Origin of the sequence: Paractinoplanes rishiriensis (assembly GCF_016862375.1) — a bacterium.
GTDB lineage: Bacteria > Actinomycetota > Actinomycetes > Mycobacteriales > Micromonosporaceae > Actinoplanes > Actinoplanes rishiriensis.
The window spans coordinates 618,140-636,013 of the sequence record NZ_BOMV01000007.1; the positions used below are offsets into that span (position 1 = coordinate 618,140).

The following is a 17,874-nucleotide window of genomic DNA, read 5'->3' on the forward strand; positions in this document are numbered from 1 at the left end:
AGGTCGGTGAACGGCCGAAATCGTGTGCCGGTCCAGCCGCCGCACCCTGCGTCGAACGGGGGCGGTCGGGCAGCGCGCAGCAGCTGGACCGGGGCTCACAGGGTGTTGCTCGCTATGGAGTCGGCTTCATGAGGAAGGTGAACTCGTCGGCGGGAGTCGTCGCCTGCGCGGAAAACGTCCGGACGTGCCTACTCGGCGCGACCGTGCCGGAGACGATCGTCGTGACGATCCACCGCATGTAGAACGCGGGAACGGTGTAGATGATCGGCGATCCGCACGGGTTGGTCCCGCTGGTCTCGCGGCTGGCGACGCCGACCGACTTGAACTGCTTGGTGCGGCGGTCGGTAAGGCTCAGCCATTGCAGCGCCGGGCCGCCCGAGTCGCCGAAGCACGCGCCGGGGCTGGTGCAGATCTCTCCCGCGCTGATCAGGCCGCCGGCGCAGTCCTCGTCGGGCAGCACGGTGACGTCGCGCTGGCGCAGCATCTCGGGCAGCTCGGTGCCGGCCGGCACCGGGAATTCCGGGAGTCCCCACCCGATGAGCCGGCTCGGCCCGCTCCGAGCGCTGCGCGCCCAGGACAGCGGCATCAGCGGCCCGGCGACAGCCCGGTCCAGCTTGACGAGCGCGATGTCGGCGATCGGCTGGCCGGTGGGCTGGAGCCAGGCCCAGTCCGGATGGATCAGCACCGTCGCGCCGACCGCCTCTTGCCCGCCGCTGAGCCGGTTGCGCGAGTTGATCCGTACCGTGATCCGCTCCGGGGCCACGGGCACCACGGTCGGCTCAACGGTGAAGTCGGACACGCAGTGGGCGGCAGTGAGCAGGTACCTGGGGGTGATCAGGCTGCCACCGCACTTGAGGATGCCCAGTCCCGGGTAGTCCACCGCCACCGCGGTCATTCCCGGATACGAGCGCGTCGCTTCTTGCCCGCCAACGATCGCGAGGGCAGGGGCAGCCCCCAGGAGAAGCGTGCCGAGAATGCCGGCCACGGCGATCGTTGATCGTCTGAGGAGTTTCATCGATACCTTTCGATGCGTGAGATTGCACGGCCCGACACGGGTGGTGTGTCGGGTTGCCTGAGGGGTGGATCGTCAGCGTTCGTCTGGGCGATCCGGTGCCACGCGTTACTCAGTGAGTTCACCCAGTGATGGCGTGGGGGTCTTCGCGAGCCGTACGAGGGCGACGGCGCTGAGCAGGGTCATTTGGGTGCCCGGCTGCGTGCGCATAGTGCCGTACACCTCTGCGACGGCTTCGAAGTCAGTCCAACCGGCAGCGAGCAGATCCCGGACCTTGCCGGTGAACTCTTCTAGCTGGTCTTTCGCTCGCGCGTAGTCGGCCTTCGCAGCCTCGACCACCGCGGGCGATGGGCGTTTGCGTCCCCGCTCGGGGGCGCCGCCGTCAGCTCCGTTTACGGGTGTGGTCATGCCGGGTGCCCCTCCACAGGAGATAGTGCCGGATGGGATTCAGGTCGAATCAAGATCACCGCCGTTGTCGTACGCAAGGAAGCGTTGGTCGGCTCCTTCATCCAGGGCGCTCGTCCACGCGGCCGCCGATTGCCCTGGCCAGGGCTTCCTCGTCCAGCTCCAGGACGATGCAGCCGCGATCGGGATCGAAGTGCACGCCCTCGACCTCGGCGTAGACGCCGTTGATCACCACACCCACGTCGACGTTCGGCTCGCGGGCTGCGGTCGTGAAGAGGGCGTTGCGCAGCATTCCGGTCCCCCTGCTTGTTGGTCATGGCTTGCTGGCGACGCCACCCCACATCGAGACCTGCTTCGCGGGAGGTTTCGCGTCTCTCCAGGAGCGGCCCCATTTGCTGATGACATCCAGCTGCGGCTGGCGCCGTTCCCTGCCGTCTGAGCGCGGCTGGCATAGATCCCAGCCGTCGAAGAATCGGCGCACCTGTTGGCGGGTGCGGGCGTGGAACTGATCCTTGCCGGGATAGTTGCCGCTGGTCAGCGCGTTGACGTTCCGGCGCGGGACGAGGTCGTAACTGCCGTGGGAGAGCGCGATCATGCTGCCCGGCGCGAGTGCGTTCTTCAGCGTGTCGACGATGGTGTACGGGTCGTCGTGTTCGGGGATGAAGTGCAGAACGGCGACCAGCATCAAAGCCACCGGCCGGCTCAGGTCGAGGGTTTTGGTCAGCGTGGGGTGCGCGAGGATGGTGCCGGGGTGGCGCAGGTCGGCATCGATGTAGTCGGTGACGCCTTCTCGCGTGCTGGTCAGCAAGGCCCTGGCATGGACAAGTACCAGCGGGTCGTTGTCGACGTAGACGATGCGGCTTTCCGGGTCGACCTGTTGCGCGACCTCGTGGGTGTTGTTCACGGTGGGCAGGCCGGTGCCGATGTCGAGGAACTGGCGGATACCGTGCCGCCTGGCGCAATACTCGACAGCGCGCCTCAGGAAGGCCCGATTCTCACGAGCAGCGGTCACGATGTGCGGCCAGCGTTGGGCGATCGCGTCGCCGGACTGCCGGTCCGCCTCGAAGTTGTCCTTACCGCCCAGCCAGTAGTCATACCGGCGGGCCGGATGCGGCGTGGCGGTGTCGAGCCGGGCAAGAAGGTCGTCGCTGGTCATGATCGCGTCCAGGTGAGTCGGGTGCCGGCTAGAACGGGGCGGTGGCGAGGTCGCCGATGGTGTCGCTGACGGCCTGGGCCAGGTCGGGGACAGCGAGAAGCGGCGATTCTTTTCCAGCGCGAAGCGGGATGCTGTTGGTGATGCCGCTCAGGATGTGTTCGATCTCCGCGGCGTCGTACGGGGTCATCAGGCTGCCGTGCAGACGCAAACTCAGGATGAGAGCACACAGACAGTCCGTGGTCGCATCGGCTGGCCGGTCGAGGTAGACGAGGCGGTGGTTGAGCCGGCCACGGATCGTGGAGATGAGTTCCTGGTTCCTCAGGTGATAGCAGCTCGACCGTAGCCGGCGGCGTTCTTCACGCAGGTGGCCGGCCGCGATCAGCACGGCCCGGGTGCGCTGGTACACCTCCTGGTACGGGTTGGGCTCGTCGCCGTACCAGTCAGCGCGAGCCCCCCGCAGGACGCTGGTCAGCAACGGCGCATGCGCTGCCCCGATAGCGATCTGGATGGCCGCGCCAACCGGGTCGGGCACCAGCTCACGGCTCTCATCGGTGATGTAGATGCGGCCCGCTGCGATGTGGATCCGGTCGGCCAGCAGCAGGTCCGTCAGGGTCGCGGCGACCAAGCCGATGTTCAACGCACGCACATCGATCATCAGGCGCAAGGGTGTGTAGCGTTCGTCGTGGGCCAGCAACCACAGCTGGTCGCGGACGCCGGTAATCCCGGGCCGCATCAGTCTCCTCCCCGGATCGCGCGGAGCACCTTGTGGGCGCCGTGGTAGGGCAACACCGGCGCAATCAGCGCCTTGTCGATCGCGGCGGCGATGGTGTAGTCGGCGTCGACGACATTGCCGACATACGCGCTACCGGCCTGCGAGACCAGCTGGTAGGCGTCCAACTCATCCAGGCCGGTCAACTGGACCAGCTGCCGCACGAGGTCGAGGTGAGCGGCCCGGTAGCTGTCTTCCAGAGGCCGGGCCACACCGATCGACATGAACTGCGCGTCGGTCTCCAACCGCGGCACCGGCGTAGACACCTCGGACAGGACATCGACGACCAAGGTCACGTGCATCGGCACCTCGACCGCGACCCCGCACAACTCCCCATCGCCCTGCCGGGCGTGCCCGTCACCGACCGCCAACAAGGCACCTTCGACACCCACCGGCAGATACACGGTGGTCCCGGCCCGCAACTGGGGCATGTCCAGGTTCCCGCCGTGCACCCCCGGCACGATCGACGCGCGGACTTCACCGCCGGCCGGTGCCACACCGACGGTGCCGAGCATCGGCTGCAACGGCAGGTCCACCTCGAACGCACACGAGCGCGCCGTGTAGCGGACCGTGCCGCGCTGGTGGTCGATGGTGTACTGCCAGACCCGCTCTTCCAGCGCCGGATGCAGCATGGCCGTGGTCGCTGTGCCGGTCAGCGCGCCGAAGTGCGGGAACGTCGACGAGAACCCGACATCGGCGGCCGGCGTCAGCTCGACCACGTGCACCGCGAGGGTGTCGCCGGGCCGTGCACCGTCCACGTACAGCGGCCCGGTGACCGGGTTCAGGTACGGGAACTGGCACACCTTGCTGGGCAGGTCGTCGGTGCTGGCGACTTTCCCGGCGAAACAGTCCCACGTGCGCAGCCGAACCAGCTCATACGGTTCGATCACAGCGACCGGGTCACGGCGACCGAACGTGTACCCAACAGTCGCATCAGTGGCGTCGATGAACCTCGACTCAGCCACGGTGACCTGCCACCACAGCATCGGTAACCGGGCCGGGCTGGCTGTCGTCCATACCCGCCAGGCGGGGCCGACGGCCGGTAGCGACCATCAGCCCGAGCACGACGACGCCCAGGCACAGCCAGGCGAACCCGAGCTTCTGCGCAAGGATGTTTGCGTTCACGATCACCACCACCAGGATCGCGATACCTATCACCGGCAGCACCCACGACCGGAACACCCCCGCCACCCGCCGCTGTTGCGGGCGAAGGTTGCGAGCCAGCACCGACAGGTGCACCACGATGAAGCTGAGGATCGCGCCGAAGTTGACCAGGCTCGCCATCAGGCTGATCCCGTCCTCGCGCGCCGCCATCAACAGGCCCAGGCCCAGCGACACAGCCGCGGTGAGCAGGATGCCGTTGGTCGGCACCGACCGCATCGGCGACACCCTCGCCAAAAACGCGGGAAGCTGGCCGTCGCGAGCCATCGCATACAACAGCCGGGACGTGCCGACCTGCGCGACCATGTTGTTCGCCAACCCCCACGCCAGCGCCGTCGCCAACGCCGTCAACGTGGCCAACCACGGACCCGCCGCGACCCGGGCCGTGTCGTAGAACGCCGTGCCAGCCGGGTCACCCTCGGCGATCAGCTTGGCCGGGTCCTCGACCAGCAGCGCGGCGACGAACGTCTGCGCCATGAACAGCACCCCGGTCACACCGAGCGCGGCGATCTGCGCCCGGGACACCTGCCGCGCGCCGCCCTTCGCGTCCTCGGCCATCGTCGACAACGCGTCAAACCCGAGAAACGACAGCATTCCCACCGACACCGCCGCCGCGATCAGCCCGAGCTGGAACTGGCTACTGTCGAAGACCGGCGCCCAGGAGAACCCTCGCCCGGCCCCCGACATCAACGCCAGCAGGCCCGCAATCAGATAGAGCCCCAGCACGGCTAGCGCACCGACCAGGAACGCCTTGTTCAACCGTCGGGTCGTCTTGATCCCCCGCAGGTTCAGCCCGGCGTTGACCACCACGAAGATCACAATCCACGCCCACACCGGAACCCCGGGCAGCACCGCTGTCATGCTCGCCGCCGCGACCAGCGACAACAGCCCAGGAACCAGGATGTAGTCCAGCAGGATCGTCCACCCCGCCAAAAAGCCCACCCACGGCGCGATCGCGCGGCCGGCGTACGCATACACCGAGCCAGCCGTCGGATACGCCCTGACCATCACCCCGTACGACGACGCAGTCACCAGCATCGCGACCACCCCGACCGCGTACGCCAGCACCACCATCCCCGCCGACGCCTGGAACACCGACCCGAAGATCCCGAACGGCGCGATCACCACCATGTAAATCAAGCCGTAGATCAACAAATCACCGAAGCTCAGCGTGCGTCTCAGCTCCGGCTTATAGCCGTACTGCTCCAAACGTCGAACATCATCGAGGCGGCCGACCGCAGTCATCAGGGGGACTGCCTTCCTATCGAGGGAAATCAGCAATAAGGGGAAGGTGGGCTGGGCGTACAACACGTGTCAGGCGGCACGCCCCAGCCCACGCCCTACCGCGGAGATGTGGCACGCGGTCCGCGCGGTCGGGCCGTTGACGCCTCGCCCGCCGCACCGCATCGGGGGCAGGGAACGGCAGGCGAGGAGCTTTGGATCTTCCGGCTGCGACAGCCCGGTTCAATACAGAGGAGTGTGGTCAGCCGATCGCCCCAGAAGTGACACAGTTCGGTGTCACCCGCTGGTCCACGACGGCCACGGGGTGTGCTTGTACGAATTTCGATCGGCCTTATGGTTGAGGGTCCGGGCCGTTAAGGCCATGATCTAAGCGAGTGAGGCAGCGGCTCGCCGCGCCGGCGGCGGTCCTAGGCGGCCAATCGAGCCGCGCACCGGTGGTGAGCCGCCCAGCCATCAACACTTGGGGAGTTCAGATATGTACGTGGTCGGCGCCCAGGGATACCTCGGCTCACGAGTGATGGCCAGCGCACTCGGTGCGGGCGTCGAGGCCACGGCGGTGAGCCGAAGTGGCGACACGCGACATGGGATTTCCAGCATCAGCTGGTCTCAGTTGCTTAAGGACCTGAGCGCGAAACCTGGCCGGCGGACCGAGGTCATCTGGATCCTTGACGGCGCGAAGCACAACGAACTTGATCGACTCAGCGACCTTCTCGGTGTCGCCGGGGAAGCCATCTACATCACAGCGGTTTCCTCGTGCACGGTCTACGGAGACCAGCAAGGTCGGAGTTGCGACGAGACCACGCCGCGCAGCCTCATGACCGACAACGCACAGCTGAAGGCCGCTTGCGAGGACGCTCTTGAGGCATCGTCGGTGTCCTATAGCGCATTGCGACTCGGTGCACTGTATGGAGTTGACGATCGAGGCGTGCGACAGGACCGTATAGAGAAGTGGGTAACCGAGGCTGCACGCGAGGGGTCGGTTACGGTTCCCGAACCTACCCACTGGCGGGGTTGGCTGCACCGCGAACAGGGAGCGCGAGCACTCCTTCGCGCCGCCAGCCGACGCATCGAAGGCGTCTTCAATGTCGCGTCGTCGAACTACCGCTTCGGAGATGCGGCAGCGTTCGCCGCAACCCACTTCGACGCCGCCGTAGCGAGCGACGGCAAGGACGACCCGATGGACTACCGGATCGACTCGACAAAGGCGGAACGAGCATGCCTCCTTGATCAACTCGGCGGTGAGGCTCTGCCGGACGCCGTGACATCCTTCGCAGAGCAGTACAAACTGTAGCGAGGGCATAGTCTCCGCAGCCGAGGGAATACACCTCCGAACTACTACTCTGCACCGGTGGCGAGATGGACTACGACGACGACCTGGGAATCGGTAGCCGCATAGCCGAGGCGCGGAAGCTTCGACGAATGAGCCAGGAAGAGCTTGCGGCACGCATTCCGTTTAGCCTGTCCATGCTGCGCAAGGTCGAGCAAGGCAAGAGGGACGCCACCCCCGCGTTCACGGCGGCCGTAGCGAAGACTCTCGCCACCGACGTGACCGCCCTCACCGGCCAGCCCTATGACCAACACGGCCGGAGTCGCGACAGAATTCACGCACTAATGCCAGGTCTCCGGCAAGCCCTGACCTATTGGGATCTGAGTCCTCAACTAGATCGACCAATTAGGAGCTGGGAGGTTCTTAAGGCCGAGACCCTTGTGGCAGCAGAACTGCGCCGCAGGGCGCAGCACGTGAGACTGGTTCAATTACTCCCCGAGCTTATGCTTGAAGTCACTGCCGCCACACACGAAGTCGCCGACCACGAGCGCGAGAGACACTTTGAGCTTCTTGCAGTTCTACTGTTCGCTGCGCACTCGGTTACCTATAAGACTGGGTATCTGGATCTATCAAGTGTGGTTGAGGATCGCATTAATTGGGCCGCGGGAAAATCGTCCGATCCGCTGATGGGGGCGCTCGCGGCTTGGGCTCGTACGACGTCGATGCTTCAGAACGGCTCTTACGGCATCGGCGTCAAGCTGCTTGATCGAGCGCAGGCCGAGATAGAGCCCCAACGCACCGAAAGCGAGGCGTTGGCGCTTCCCGTGTCAGGCTCCCTACACCTTCGATCGGGCATGCTGGCGGCACGGGCCGGAGATGGGGACACCGCAACCGCCCATTTGAGGGAAGCCCGCAGTATCGCGGCTCACCTCGGCGGCGCAGACCACGACGGCGGTTGGCACCAGCTCTCGTTCGGCCCGACGAACGTCGAGATTCACGAGGTCGCTGCACGTATTGAGCTTGGCGATGGCCCTGGAGCGATGGAACGGGCAGAACGGATAACGATCCCGACGAGCCTGCCACCCATACGCGCTGGCCATCATTTTGTGGATCTTTCCAGAGCTCAGCTTTGGGTCGGCGATCGAGACGGTGCATTAAAGAGTCTCTATCAGGCGAGAAGGCTGGCGCCACAACAGACACGCCACTTGCCGACGACACGCGAGGTACTACGCATGCTTGTGAGAGCCCACCGCCGGAGCAGCGAACCGCTCGCGAAGATGGTGAATTGGATCGGCGGCGAGCTCTAGTCCGATAACCAGCTTCTATGCCCATGCCGTAAACGAAGATAACCGCCCCCGTTCCATCGCGAGGATGGAGCGGGGTGGGTTGCGATGCTACATCGAACGCGCTCGCAGCGATCCACGTCCGTCCGGACTACTTCCTGGCGGTCGTTGCGAAGGACACCGGGGCGCTGATCGGCTTCGCAGCACTCAGGCCCCCGTCCGGGCACCGACGCAGGATGTCTCACCTCAGGCGCGGCCGATGGTCGCGGGCGGCGCGCGGGTCCTAGGCAAAGATCGTTGCCAATATCGAGGCGCCGAAGAGAACCGGTCCGAACGGTAGTTTGGTGGAGCGGTCGCGGCTTCTGGCGACCGTGACCAACGCGAGAACCCATTGGGCGACGAGGGCGGTCAGGATGGCGGTGGCCGAGACCTGCCATCCAAGCCAGCCAAGCGTGAAGGCCGTCGCGCCGGCGAAATGGACGTCACCGAGACCGAGCTGGCCAGGTGCGACTAAAGCGACGAGGAGCAGTATGGCCGACACCGCGAGTCCTGAACAGATGGCTTGGGCCAGGGCGGTGAAACGGCCGTCGTTGATCGACTCGATGGTGAACAGGACAGCACACGTGAGCCAGGTCGCGCCGACCATGGCGTGTGGAAGTCGATGCCGTCGAAGATCGATGTAGGACAATCCCACGCCGAGGACGCTGAACAGCCAGTATCCCGGGGCGGAGATCCGCCACCCGACTCGGAGACACACGGCGTAGGCGATCACGGCAGTCGTCACCGCCATGATCGCGGTGAGTAGGTGCGGCGTGTTGTTTGACCACCATCGAGGCGGCAGCCGCACCGGACCGTCGGCGGGAGCGGCGTGTGCGGTCGCGGCGACGGGTAGCGCTGCTATGAAGCCACCAGCCGCCGCGACCGCTGCCATAGGACCGGCTAGGTCCGCCATGAGTCGGACTTGCCTGGCTGTTCGGCAAGGTGGTCCTGGTCCCAAGCTTCGATGTGGCGGAGGGCGACCACGAGGCGCTGCCCGCTGTTGGTCAGGGTGTAGTCGGGTGGCACACGTTTGGTGCGGTGCTCGATGAGGCCCTGCCCGGTCAGCGCGACGAGGGTGGCTTGGAAGGTTCGGGAGTGGACCGGCTGGTCTGCGGCGACCACGCCGAGCCGTACGAGTAGGTCGGTGTACCGGAGGGGCTCGGACGACAGGATGTCGAGAATCTCCCGGCCCCACTTCGGTTTGATCGCTTGATGGGCGCGTTGCAGCATGTTTTCCAGCGCGACTCACCTCCCCTCGTGGGCGCGCCGCTGACCCAAACGAATGATCAGTGTATTGCCTCATGTCGAACGTTTGCGAACCAATTCTGTCACTTTGGTTACACACGAGGCTCTGTCGAGAGGTTCCCATTAATCCGAAGAATAACTATTACACCGAATGTGTATTAGTGCCGCTGGCGATGGAACGGTCTCGTGACCGGGAAGTCGTCGGCCCATGCCTGAAGTGCGGCAAGGTGGGGGAAGAGCGTAGCCCCCGCCGAGGTCAACGCGATCGGGGCATCCGGGCAAGGGATGGTGTCCCACGATCCGCATCGAGGACTGCTGATGAGACCTTCGGCCGCGAGCGCGCGTAGGCACCGCTCAGCGTGCGGGTATACCGCCTGATTGATCTGTGCGAAGGTGGCGACACCGTCTCGCCGATGCAGCGTTACCAACGTCTGATAGACGCCGGGCCTGCCGACGAGTTCGAGGATCCGGCTCAGTGACCGGCGGCCGTCACCCAACAAAGTATCTCCAAAAAACTTTGGCCACTTCGTTCGGGATTGTACGACCGATCGAAAGATGATGATCTGTCGTGTTTACGACACTAGATATGCCCGCTTTGCACCTTGTGGTGGATGCACCGACAGTGCTGTAGGGCCGGCAGTGAGCGCGCGTCAAGGATCGAGAACGCGCGTACCTCGGGACGCGCGTAGTTGCGACTCTCGACAGTTGCGGACTAGACACGTTGGGTGACCTTGGTTCGGGCTGGCTGGGCGAGGGTGTAGATGCGGGCTGCGCGGTGTCTTGACGTGCAGTCGGAGGTCAACGGAGGAGGCAGAATCGTGAACCGGCGCGCGGGGGTGATGGGGCTAGTGACAGTCCTGGTGATAGGTCAGGCTGGCTGTAGCTCGGACGGGGGCGACGGCGGCACACCGGCGAGCAGCACGGTGCCGGAACCGTCGCCATCGGCGAGTCTTCCGCTGAGCGTCGCGGCCGAGCGGGATGCGCTCGTCGCTTACCGCGGTATGTGGTCTGCGTTCGTCGAGGCTGGTAAGACGTCTGACCCTGACGCTCCCGACCTGCGTAGGTACGCGTCGGACAACGCGCTGAAGCTCATCGTCAGTTCTCTGTTCACCGACCGGGACCAAGGCAAGGTGACCAAGGGACCGTTGCACATCGACCCGAAGACAACGGAGTCGAAGCCGCCGGACGCGCCCACCGAGGTCAAGATCCTCGATTGCGTCGATTCCACGAACTGGCTCGAATACAAAAAGTCCGGCGAGCTGTGGGACAAGGAATCGGGCAGTAAACACCGCACCACCGCCACGGTGAGACTGACCGACGGTGTGTGGAAGGTGTCCTCCTTCGTCCTCGAAGGAGCAGCGACATGCTGACCCAGCTGCGACGTCTGGTGCTGGTAGTGGTCCTCTGGATCGCCGCCGCCCTGGCAGTCGCCGGACCGGCGACCGCCGGAGACGGCACCGGTGGCGTGAGCTGCCCGATTGGCTCCACCGCCCCGGGGTGTGACATCAACGCTGGCACGGGGGGCGACTCCGGCAGCACCAACCCCAGCACGGGCGGCAAGGGCGGTGACGGCAAGTGCCGCAACCCGCAAGGCACGGAGATCCCCTGCCAGCGCGACGGCGGGTGGGCTGGCGACGACGGTTGTTACTACAAGCCCGCCGATGTGTCGCAGTCCACGATCGACGCTCTCGGTGGTCAGCCTGCTGGCGAGGGCGGTTGGTACCAGCGGGTTTGCTACAACGACGACGGTGAAGCGACCTCGGGCTTTGGCGGCCCGGTATGGATTGCCGGGGCACCGCCCGTGGTGTCGCCAGAGGTGCTGGCCCGTCAGGTACGCTCGCGGCTGAATCTGCCGAGGGTCGAGATCCAGACCAACCCTCCGGGCAAACAGTTGACGCATCTACCGACGTGGCTGTCCTTGGATGCCTCGTCGTGGGAGTCCAGGTCGGCCACCGCGTCGGTGCCCGGGGTGTCAGTGACGGCGACCGCGCGGCCGGTGCAGGCGTCCTGGGCGATGGGCAACAACACGACGAAGGTGTGCACGGGGCCGGGTACTAAGTGGACGCCGGGAACAGATCCGAAGCTGCCGTCGCCGGACTGCGGATACACCTACACCCACCCGTCGGCGCAGGCTCCGGGCGGCAAGTACACGGTCACCGTGACGGTGACGTGGGAGGTGACCTGGGCCGGTGCTGGGCAATCGGGCACGGTACCGGGGCTGACTACGACTGGGAGCCTGCCGGTCACCGTCCAGGAGTCGCACGCCCTCATCACGAGCTGACATCCGGCGCCCGAGGGGGCGCCACATCGGGGAGGTAGTCATGTCGGTGGGTGCCGTGCGCCCAAAATCGGGCCTTGAAGATCGTCCGCAGGCGGCGCAGCCGCGTGCCGGGCGAGGACCCTGGCGGGCGGCTCGCCGCCGCCGCCGGATGCCGTTCGTCGCGCTCGGCGGGCTGTTGGTCATCGTGTGCGTCCTCGCGTACGCCTACGGGGCAGTGGCCTTGGGTGACCGGGTACAGGTCCTCGCGGTGGCCCGGGCGGTCGCGGCGGGGCAGGCGTTCACGACGGCGGACCTCCGGCCGGTGTCAGCGGCGCAGGACCGCACGGTGCAGCTGATCCCGGCGGACCAGGCCACGCAGGTCGTTGGCCGTACGGCGGTGGTGCCGCTACTGCCGGGAACCCTCCTGACCCCGGCGCTCCTCGGTGACGCGGCGTTCCCACCGGCGGGGAAGGTGACCGCCTCGGTGGCGGTGAAGCCCGGCCAGTACCCGCAGGGCCTCGCGGCGGGCGCGCGGGTGAGCGTGTACGTGACAACGGACTCCGCCGGTGCCGGTGCGGCACCGGCGGGAACCTCTGCCCCGGCCTTGTCCACGCCGGCCCGGATGCCGGCGGTCGTCCTCTCCGTGGACCTGGCCGGTGACGGCCAGGGCGCCATCGTGATCACGCTGCTACTCGACGCGGACGACGGTGGTCGATTGGCGGCGGCTGCGGCGGGCGGCGTGGTCCTGATGCAGACCACACCGGAAGAGAGCTGACGATGCCGCTGCTGGCGATGTGCTCGATCAAAGGCCCCGGCGTGACGACGGCCGCCCTCGGGCTGGCCGCGGTCGCCGACGAGTCGGCGCGGGTAGTGCTGGTGGAGTGTGACCCGGCGGGCGGTGACCTGATGTTGCGGCACGGGTTAGCCGCGAAGCCGAACGTGGTCGATCTGGCCTCGGCGGCCCGGGCCAACGGAAGTGACTCGGCCGTGTACCGGACCGTGGTGCAGGCGCTGCACGTCGGGGACCGGGCCGTGGAGGTAGTGGTGGCACCGGCGGGTGGGGCGCAGAGCCGGGCAGCGCTGCCAGAGCTGACCCGCGCCGGGCAACTCGTGCTGAACCCGCCAGACCGTCTCGTGGTGGCCGACTGCGGACGGTTCGAGGCGCTGTCGGCGGCCAGGCCGATCCTGGCCCTCGCGGATGTGGTGGCCGTGGTGGTGCGGGCGACCGCCGATGCGCTGGCCCATCTGGAGGAACATCTCGGCGAGTTGCTCGACGTAGTGACCGGTCGTCTGCTGGTGCTACTGGCGCACGGCGGGATCTACGACGAGACCGACGTCGCCGACGTGCTCGGCCGGTACGTGGCCGAGGAGCTGATGGGACCGGTGGACCAAATGGCGGTGCACGGCCCGCTGCCTGAGGACCGGCGCGCGGCGGCGCTGCTGGGCGGTGGCCTCGTCGCGGGCCGCCGGTGGCGGCGGCTGCCGCTGCTGCGATCCCTCGACCGCATCGCGGGCGAACTGGCGCCGCTGCTGGCGATCGCCCCGCAAGGCGGCGCGGCCTCGCGGACGGACGTGCCAGGATGAGCGCACCGTTCAACGCGTTGTCGGCAGCGCCGGTCAACGGACATTGGCACCATGGCCGCCCAGTTGAGCGGGACCTCGGCCCGGATGTGGCGGTGGTCCGGCAGATCCGCCGTGAGGTCGCCGAGCGGCTGACCAAGGCCAGCCGGGTCCGCGAGGCCGCGACCAACACGCCGATGCCGACGGAGGAACGGGAGGCGTTGACGCGCCGGCTGATCAGCGAGGCCCTCGACGCCTACGCCACGGCAGAGATGCAGGCCGGTCGCCCGCCGCTACGCCCGCAGGTGGAGTCGCGGGTGGCGCGGACGGTCGCGGACACTCTGTTGGGCGCGGGCGGGTTGCAGCCCTGGCTGAACAACCCGGAGGTGGAGGAGATCGTCGCGAACGGCTGCGATCAGGTCTTCGTGCGCTTCTCCGACGCGCGCCACGAACGGGTGGAGCCGATCGCGGACTCCGACGCGGAGATGGTGGACCTGATCCGGATGTTGGCCGCTCGGACCGGCAACGACGAGCGCCGCTGGGACCGGGCCGCGCCGCTGTTGAACCTGCAGCTCGCCGACGGCAGCCGACTCAACGCCGTCCTCGACGTGGTCCGGCGCCCGTCGCTGTCAATCCGGCGGCACCGCTACCTGACAATGACCCTGCCCGAGCTGGTCGAGTTGGGTGCCATCGACACCGCGCTGTCCGAGCTGTTCGGCGCCGCCGTGCGGTCGCGGCTCAACACGATCGTGGGTGGCCCGACCGGTGCCGGGAAAACCACGTTCCTGCGCGGACTGGCCTCGGCGATCCCGGCTCGCGAACGCCTGGTGACGATCGAGGACACCTACGAACTCGGCTTCGACCACGACCGTGCTGCGCACCCGAACGTGGTCGCCATGCAGGCCCGTGACGCCAACGTGGAAGGCGAGGGCGCGGTGGACATGGCGGCGCTGTTCCGTAACGCGCTGCGGATGGTGCCTTCGCGGGTGTTCGTCGGCGAGGTCCGGGGGCACGAGGTGGTGCCACTACTGAATGCCATGTCGCAGGGCAACGACGGCTCAATGTCGACCATCCACGCCTCGTCGTCGGCCGGCGTGTTCCGCAAGCTGGTCCTCTACGCCGCCGCGGCCCCGGAGCGCCTCGACCCGGCCACGACGAACCTGCACATCGCCGAAGGGCTGCACCTGGTGGTGCAGTTGCGGCTCACCGACACCGGGCGCCGGTTCGTCACCAGTGTCCGGGAGGTCGTGGACGCCGACGGGTTGCAGGTCGCGTCCAACGAGATCTTCCGGCCCGGCCCGAACGAACACGCGGTCCCGGGAGCACCGCCGTCGACCGCACTCATGGACCGGCTGGCCTTCCACGGCTTCGACCCCACCCTGTTGCAGCGCCGAGCGGGCTGGTGGGACAGCACCGGCCGCGCGGCCCGGACCGGTGACGGCGGGGGGTGGCCGCGATGACGTTGACGGTGCCCCTGGCGGCGCTGCTGGGGCTGGGAACGGCGCTGGGGCTGGTGTTGGTCACCGTCGGGCTGACGGGCCGGGAGAATCCGCCGCCGGGACTCGATGGCGAGGCGTCGTGGTGGTTGAGGCTGACCGCCGGTCGTGATCCGGTGGACCGGCGTCGGCTGGCACTGTGTGTGGCCGTCGGCGTTGTCGTGGCCGTGGTGACCCGCTGGCCGGTCGCAGCGCTGTTGTCCGCTGGGGCGGCGTGGGTGCTGCCGAACATCATCGGCCCGGACCGGGGTCACGCCCGCCGGGTCGCCCGGATCGAGGCCATCGCCACCTGGACCGAGGCGCTGCGTGACAACCTGTCCGGCGCGGCCGGATTGGAGCAGGCAATCGGGGCCAGCGCCATCGAGTCACCCGAGCCGATCCGCGAGGAGGTAACTCGGCTGGCGTTACGGCTGCAACGCGGCTGGCGGCTGCGCGACGCCCTGCGCGGGTTCGCCGCCGAGATGGCCGACCCGACCGCTGACCTCGTTGTGGCCGGGCTGGTGATCGCCGCGAAGGGCAGCGCCGGGCAGCTCGGCAACGTCCTGGGCGAACTGGCCCTCTTCGCGCGGGCGAAGGTCGCTTCCCGCCAACGGATCGCAGCCAGCCGAAAGAGCAACCGCACGTCGGCCCGAGTGGTGGTCGGCGCGACGTTGGCCATGGCAGCTGTGTTGTTGCTGATCAACCAGGGCTATCTGGCGCCGTTCGACACCGTCACTGGTCAGCTCATCCTGCTGTTCGGCGTCGGCGGATGCTTCGGGTTCGCGTTCTGGTGGCTGGCGCGATTGATGCGGGAGAAGGACACCAGCCGCGTGCTCGCCGCTGCCGCCGACGACCCGGCCGAGCGTCAGGCGGTGCCGTCATGACCGGCCTCGTGTTGTTCGCCGGGCTCGGCACCGGCCTGGGTTTGTGGCTGATCGTCATCGGCTTGTTCCCGCGTCCACCTCGCCTGGACAAGATCCTCGACGCCCCTGCCGGGCTGACCCCGCTGGCCGACGACACCGAGCCGGTATCCGGGTGGACTGCCAGGTGGGGGCGTCCGGCGGTCCGGTTCCTGCGCCGCGTCGGCCTGCCGCTCGCCGCGACCCGCCGCGACCTGGCCACCGTCGACAAGCCCGTCGACGTGCACCTCGCCGAACAGGCCACGGCCGCGCTCGCCGGGGTGATCCTGCCTCCGGCCGCTGCGACCCTGCTCGCCTTCGGCGGTATCGCCACCGGCCTGGTCGTGCCGGTGGCCGCCTCGCTGATCCTCGGTGTAGCCGGGTTCCTCGCGCCCGAGCTCTCAGTACGCAGCGACGCGGCCAAGTACCGGGCGGCGTTCCGCGATGCCCTGTCGTCGTTTCTGGACCTCGTGGTCATCAGCCTCGCGTCCGGGGCCGGCGTGGATCAGGCCCTCGACGAGGCCGCCCAGGTCGGCTCCGGACCCGCGTACAGCGAGCTGAGCTACGCCCTGGCCGAAGCCCGGCTGGCCCGGGTACCGCCGTGGGACATCCTCGCCGTCCTCGGCCGCCGCGTCGCGGTGCCCGAGTTGCAGCAGCTCGCCGCCAGCGTCGGCCTTGCCGGGACCGAGGGCGCCCGAGTGCGTGCCTCGCTGCGATCCCGGTCAGTGTCGCTGCGCGACCGGCAACTCACCGAGGCCGAAGGCGAGGCCAACGCAGCCACCGAACGAATGTCACTGCCGATCGTGACCCTGTTCGCCGGGTTCCTGATCTTCCTCGGATACCCCGCTGTCGCCGCCGTGCTGAGCGGCCTATGAATCCCTCCAGTCAGTTCGCGAACCTGAAGCGCCGCCCGATAAGAATCCGAAGGAGGCACCATCCATGTCCGCTCTACTGAGCTACCTCACTGCCGAGCTGCGACACCGCTGGCAGCTCGTACGCGACACCAAGGACGGCGGTTACACCACCGAGTCTGTCGTGGTCACCGCCGTGCTGATCACGATCGCGCTCGCCGTCATCGCGATCATCGGCACCAAGCTCGTCGGCAAGGCCAACTCCCTCAACTTGGGCTGACCGTGATGACGACGATCGTCCGAATCCGCCGTGCCCTCCGCCGTCCCCCGTCGGCGGCGGCCACGGCCGGATGGCAGCGTGCTCGCTGGCGGCGCGCGGCCACCCGCCCGGACGAGGGCGCCGTCACCGCCGAGCTGGTCATCGCGATGCCGCTGGTGCTGCTCATGATCATGTTCGTGATCCAGGCCGGAGTGTGGATGCACGCCACCCACGTGGCACAGGCCGCCGCGACCCGCGCGGCGAGCACCGCCGCCGCGTACCAAGGCAGCGCCGCCGCCGGACAGAGCGCCGGAGCGCAGACCCTCGCCGCGATCGGCAGTGGCGTGCTCAAGTCGCCGGCGGTCTCGGTGACTCGGACCGCGACGCAGGTTCGCGTCGAGGTGACCGGCACGGCCGCGACCGTCGTGCCCGGCGTGCGGTGGCGGGTCCGAGCGGTGGTGGTGCGCCCGGTCGAGCGGTTCGTGCCCGACCTAGCGGCGGGAGGACCGTCATGACCGGCGAAACCGTGCGGCGTCGGCTCCGGGCCGGGCTTGCTGGCCGGTGGCGTCAGGTCGCCGCTACCGCCGATGCCGGGTCCAGCACTGCGGAGCTGACCCTACTGGCTCCGCTGCTGGTGGCCGTCCTGTTGTTCGTCGTGCTCTGCGGGCGGCTCGTTGCGGTGCAACTCGATGTGGACGCCGCCGCCAGCGGCGCTGCCCGCACCGGCTCCATCGCCCGCACCGAATCAGCGGCCCGCGCGCAGGCCGAACGCACGGCCCGCGACACTCTCGCCGGACGCGGACTGACCTGCTCCGACGCCGCCGTCTCCGTGTCCACCGGCGGGTTGCGTGCTGGCGGTGCGGTCACCGTCACTGTCTCGTGCCGGGTTCCACTGGCAGATCTCGTATTGCTCGGCGTCCCAGGGAGTCGGGTGGTTTCAGCCACGGCGACCTCCCCGATCGACCAGTGGCGTGGAGGGCCAGCGTGAGAA

At 67.8% G+C, this 17,874-nt stretch carries 21 protein-coding genes; 12 read left to right on the forward strand and 9 right to left on the reverse strand.

Features of this window, described 5'->3' with window-relative positions; all coding sequences use genetic code 11:
* Positions 1 to 112 precede the first annotated feature (112 nt).
* The 7 genes from Ari01nite_RS06705 to Ari01nite_RS06735 all read right to left on the reverse strand — a co-directional run bounded on the left by Ari01nite_RS06705 (position 113) and on the right by Ari01nite_RS06735 (position 5,748).
* Entirely contained in the window at positions 113 to 1,015 is a 903-nt protein-coding gene (locus Ari01nite_RS06705) for a S1 family peptidase (protein WP_275410825.1), read from the reverse strand.
* Between the two features lie 105 nt (positions 1,016 to 1,120).
* Positions 1,121 to 1,420: a hypothetical protein gene (locus tag Ari01nite_RS06710; protein WP_203780159.1), complete on the reverse strand. Its 300-nt coding sequence runs from the start codon at positions 1,418 to 1,420 to the stop codon at positions 1,121 to 1,123.
* 97 nt (positions 1,421 to 1,517) lie between these two features.
* The gene (locus tag Ari01nite_RS06715) at positions 1,518 to 1,709 is read right to left on the reverse strand and encodes a hypothetical protein (RefSeq protein WP_203780160.1); all 192 of its coding nucleotides are present in this window, start codon (positions 1,707 to 1,709) and stop codon (positions 1,518 to 1,520) included.
* Positions 1,710 to 1,730: 21 nt separating this feature from the next.
* Positions 1,731 to 2,573, reverse strand: coding sequence for an SAM-dependent methyltransferase (locus tag Ari01nite_RS06720; RefSeq protein WP_203780161.1), 843 nt, complete (start codon positions 2,571 to 2,573; stop codon positions 1,731 to 1,733).
* A gap of 28 nt (positions 2,574 to 2,601) precedes the next feature.
* Positions 2,602 to 3,306, reverse strand: a complete 705-nt coding sequence (locus Ari01nite_RS06725) for a GPP34 family phosphoprotein (protein ID WP_203780162.1) — start codon at positions 3,304 to 3,306, stop codon at positions 2,602 to 2,604.
* Entirely contained in the window at positions 3,306 to 4,328 is a 1,023-nt protein-coding gene (locus Ari01nite_RS06730) for an acetamidase/formamidase family protein (RefSeq protein ID WP_203780163.1), read from the reverse strand. The genes Ari01nite_RS06725 and Ari01nite_RS06730 overlap by 1 nt, the downstream gene beginning before the upstream one ends.
* Positions 4,300 to 5,748 carry an APC family permease gene (locus tag Ari01nite_RS06735; RefSeq protein WP_203780342.1) on the reverse strand — a complete coding sequence of 483 codons (1,449 nt, stop codon included), beginning with the start codon at positions 5,746 to 5,748 and terminating at the stop codon, positions 4,300 to 4,302. The genes Ari01nite_RS06730 and Ari01nite_RS06735 overlap by 29 nt, the downstream gene beginning before the upstream one ends.
* A gap of 472 nt (positions 5,749 to 6,220) precedes the next feature.
* On the opposite strand from Ari01nite_RS06735, the gene Ari01nite_RS06740 reads away from it, so the two are divergent.
* Both Ari01nite_RS06740 and Ari01nite_RS06745 read left to right on the forward strand, forming a co-directional pair.
* Positions 6,221 to 7,036: an NAD-dependent epimerase/dehydratase family protein gene (locus Ari01nite_RS06740; RefSeq protein ID WP_203780164.1), complete on the forward strand. Its 816-nt coding sequence runs from the start codon at positions 6,221 to 6,223 to the stop codon at positions 7,034 to 7,036.
* A gap of 65 nt (positions 7,037 to 7,101) precedes the next feature.
* On the forward strand, positions 7,102 to 8,319 hold the full coding sequence (locus Ari01nite_RS06745) for a helix-turn-helix domain-containing protein (protein WP_203780165.1): 1,218 nt from the start codon (positions 7,102 to 7,104) through the stop codon (positions 8,317 to 8,319).
* Between the two features lie 259 nt (positions 8,320 to 8,578).
* Here the strand turns inward: Ari01nite_RS06745 and Ari01nite_RS06750 are convergent, their stop codons facing one another.
* Complete coding sequence (locus Ari01nite_RS06750; RefSeq protein WP_203780166.1) at positions 8,579 to 9,226, reverse strand: prepilin peptidase; 648 nt, start codon at positions 9,224 to 9,226, stop codon at positions 8,579 to 8,581.
* An 8-nt stretch (positions 9,227 to 9,234) separates the two neighbouring features.
* A complete protein-coding gene (locus tag Ari01nite_RS06755; protein ID WP_203780167.1) occupies positions 9,235 to 9,564 on the reverse strand; it encodes a winged helix-turn-helix transcriptional regulator in 330 nt (109 codons plus the stop codon).
* A gap of 833 nt (positions 9,565 to 10,397) precedes the next feature.
* Between Ari01nite_RS06755 and Ari01nite_RS06760 the strand changes: the two genes are divergently transcribed.
* The 10 genes from Ari01nite_RS06760 to Ari01nite_RS06805 all read left to right on the forward strand — a co-directional run bounded on the left by Ari01nite_RS06760 (position 10,398) and on the right by Ari01nite_RS06805 (position 17,871).
* Positions 10,398 to 10,949, forward strand: coding sequence for a hypothetical protein (locus tag Ari01nite_RS06760; protein ID WP_239162515.1), 552 nt, complete (start codon positions 10,398 to 10,400; stop codon positions 10,947 to 10,949).
* The gene (locus Ari01nite_RS06765) at positions 10,943 to 11,860 is read left to right on the forward strand and encodes a hypothetical protein (protein WP_203780168.1); all 918 of its coding nucleotides are present in this window, start codon (positions 10,943 to 10,945) and stop codon (positions 11,858 to 11,860) included. Before Ari01nite_RS06760 ends, Ari01nite_RS06765 begins: the two co-directional genes overlap by 7 nt.
* 148 nt (positions 11,861 to 12,008) lie before the next feature.
* Positions 12,009 to 12,614 carry an SAF domain-containing protein gene (locus Ari01nite_RS06770; RefSeq protein WP_203780344.1) on the forward strand — a complete coding sequence of 202 codons (606 nt, stop codon included), beginning with the start codon at positions 12,009 to 12,011 and terminating at the stop codon, positions 12,612 to 12,614.
* Positions 12,615 to 12,616: 2 nt separating this feature from the next.
* The gene (locus tag Ari01nite_RS06775) at positions 12,617 to 13,423 is read left to right on the forward strand and encodes a hypothetical protein (RefSeq protein ID WP_203780169.1); all 807 of its coding nucleotides are present in this window, start codon (positions 12,617 to 12,619) and stop codon (positions 13,421 to 13,423) included.
* The gene (locus tag Ari01nite_RS06780; RefSeq protein ID WP_203780170.1) at positions 13,420 to 14,859 is read left to right on the forward strand and encodes a TadA family conjugal transfer-associated ATPase; all 1,440 of its coding nucleotides are present in this window, start codon (positions 13,420 to 13,422) and stop codon (positions 14,857 to 14,859) included. Before Ari01nite_RS06775 ends, Ari01nite_RS06780 begins: the two co-directional genes overlap by 4 nt.
* Positions 14,847 to 15,758, forward strand: coding sequence for a type II secretion system F family protein (locus Ari01nite_RS06785; RefSeq protein WP_203780171.1), 912 nt, complete (start codon positions 14,847 to 14,849; stop codon positions 15,756 to 15,758). The genes Ari01nite_RS06780 and Ari01nite_RS06785 overlap by 13 nt, the downstream gene beginning before the upstream one ends.
* Positions 15,755 to 16,648 (forward strand): type II secretion system F family protein, encoded by an 894-nt coding sequence (locus Ari01nite_RS06790; protein ID WP_203780172.1) that lies wholly within the window; start codon positions 15,755 to 15,757, stop codon positions 16,646 to 16,648. The genes Ari01nite_RS06785 and Ari01nite_RS06790 overlap by 4 nt, the downstream gene beginning before the upstream one ends.
* A gap of 64 nt (positions 16,649 to 16,712) precedes the next feature.
* Positions 16,713 to 16,904, forward strand: coding sequence for a hypothetical protein (locus Ari01nite_RS06795; protein ID WP_203780173.1), 192 nt, complete (start codon positions 16,713 to 16,715; stop codon positions 16,902 to 16,904).
* A 5-nt stretch (positions 16,905 to 16,909) separates the two neighbouring features.
* The gene (locus Ari01nite_RS06800; protein ID WP_203780174.1) at positions 16,910 to 17,398 is read left to right on the forward strand and encodes a TadE family protein; all 489 of its coding nucleotides are present in this window, start codon (positions 16,910 to 16,912) and stop codon (positions 17,396 to 17,398) included.
* On the forward strand, positions 17,395 to 17,871 hold the full coding sequence (locus Ari01nite_RS06805; RefSeq protein ID WP_203780175.1) for a TadE/TadG family type IV pilus assembly protein: 477 nt from the start codon (positions 17,395 to 17,397) through the stop codon (positions 17,869 to 17,871). The genes Ari01nite_RS06800 and Ari01nite_RS06805 overlap by 4 nt, the downstream gene beginning before the upstream one ends.
* The last annotated feature ends 3 nt before the right edge of the window (positions 17,872 to 17,874 follow it).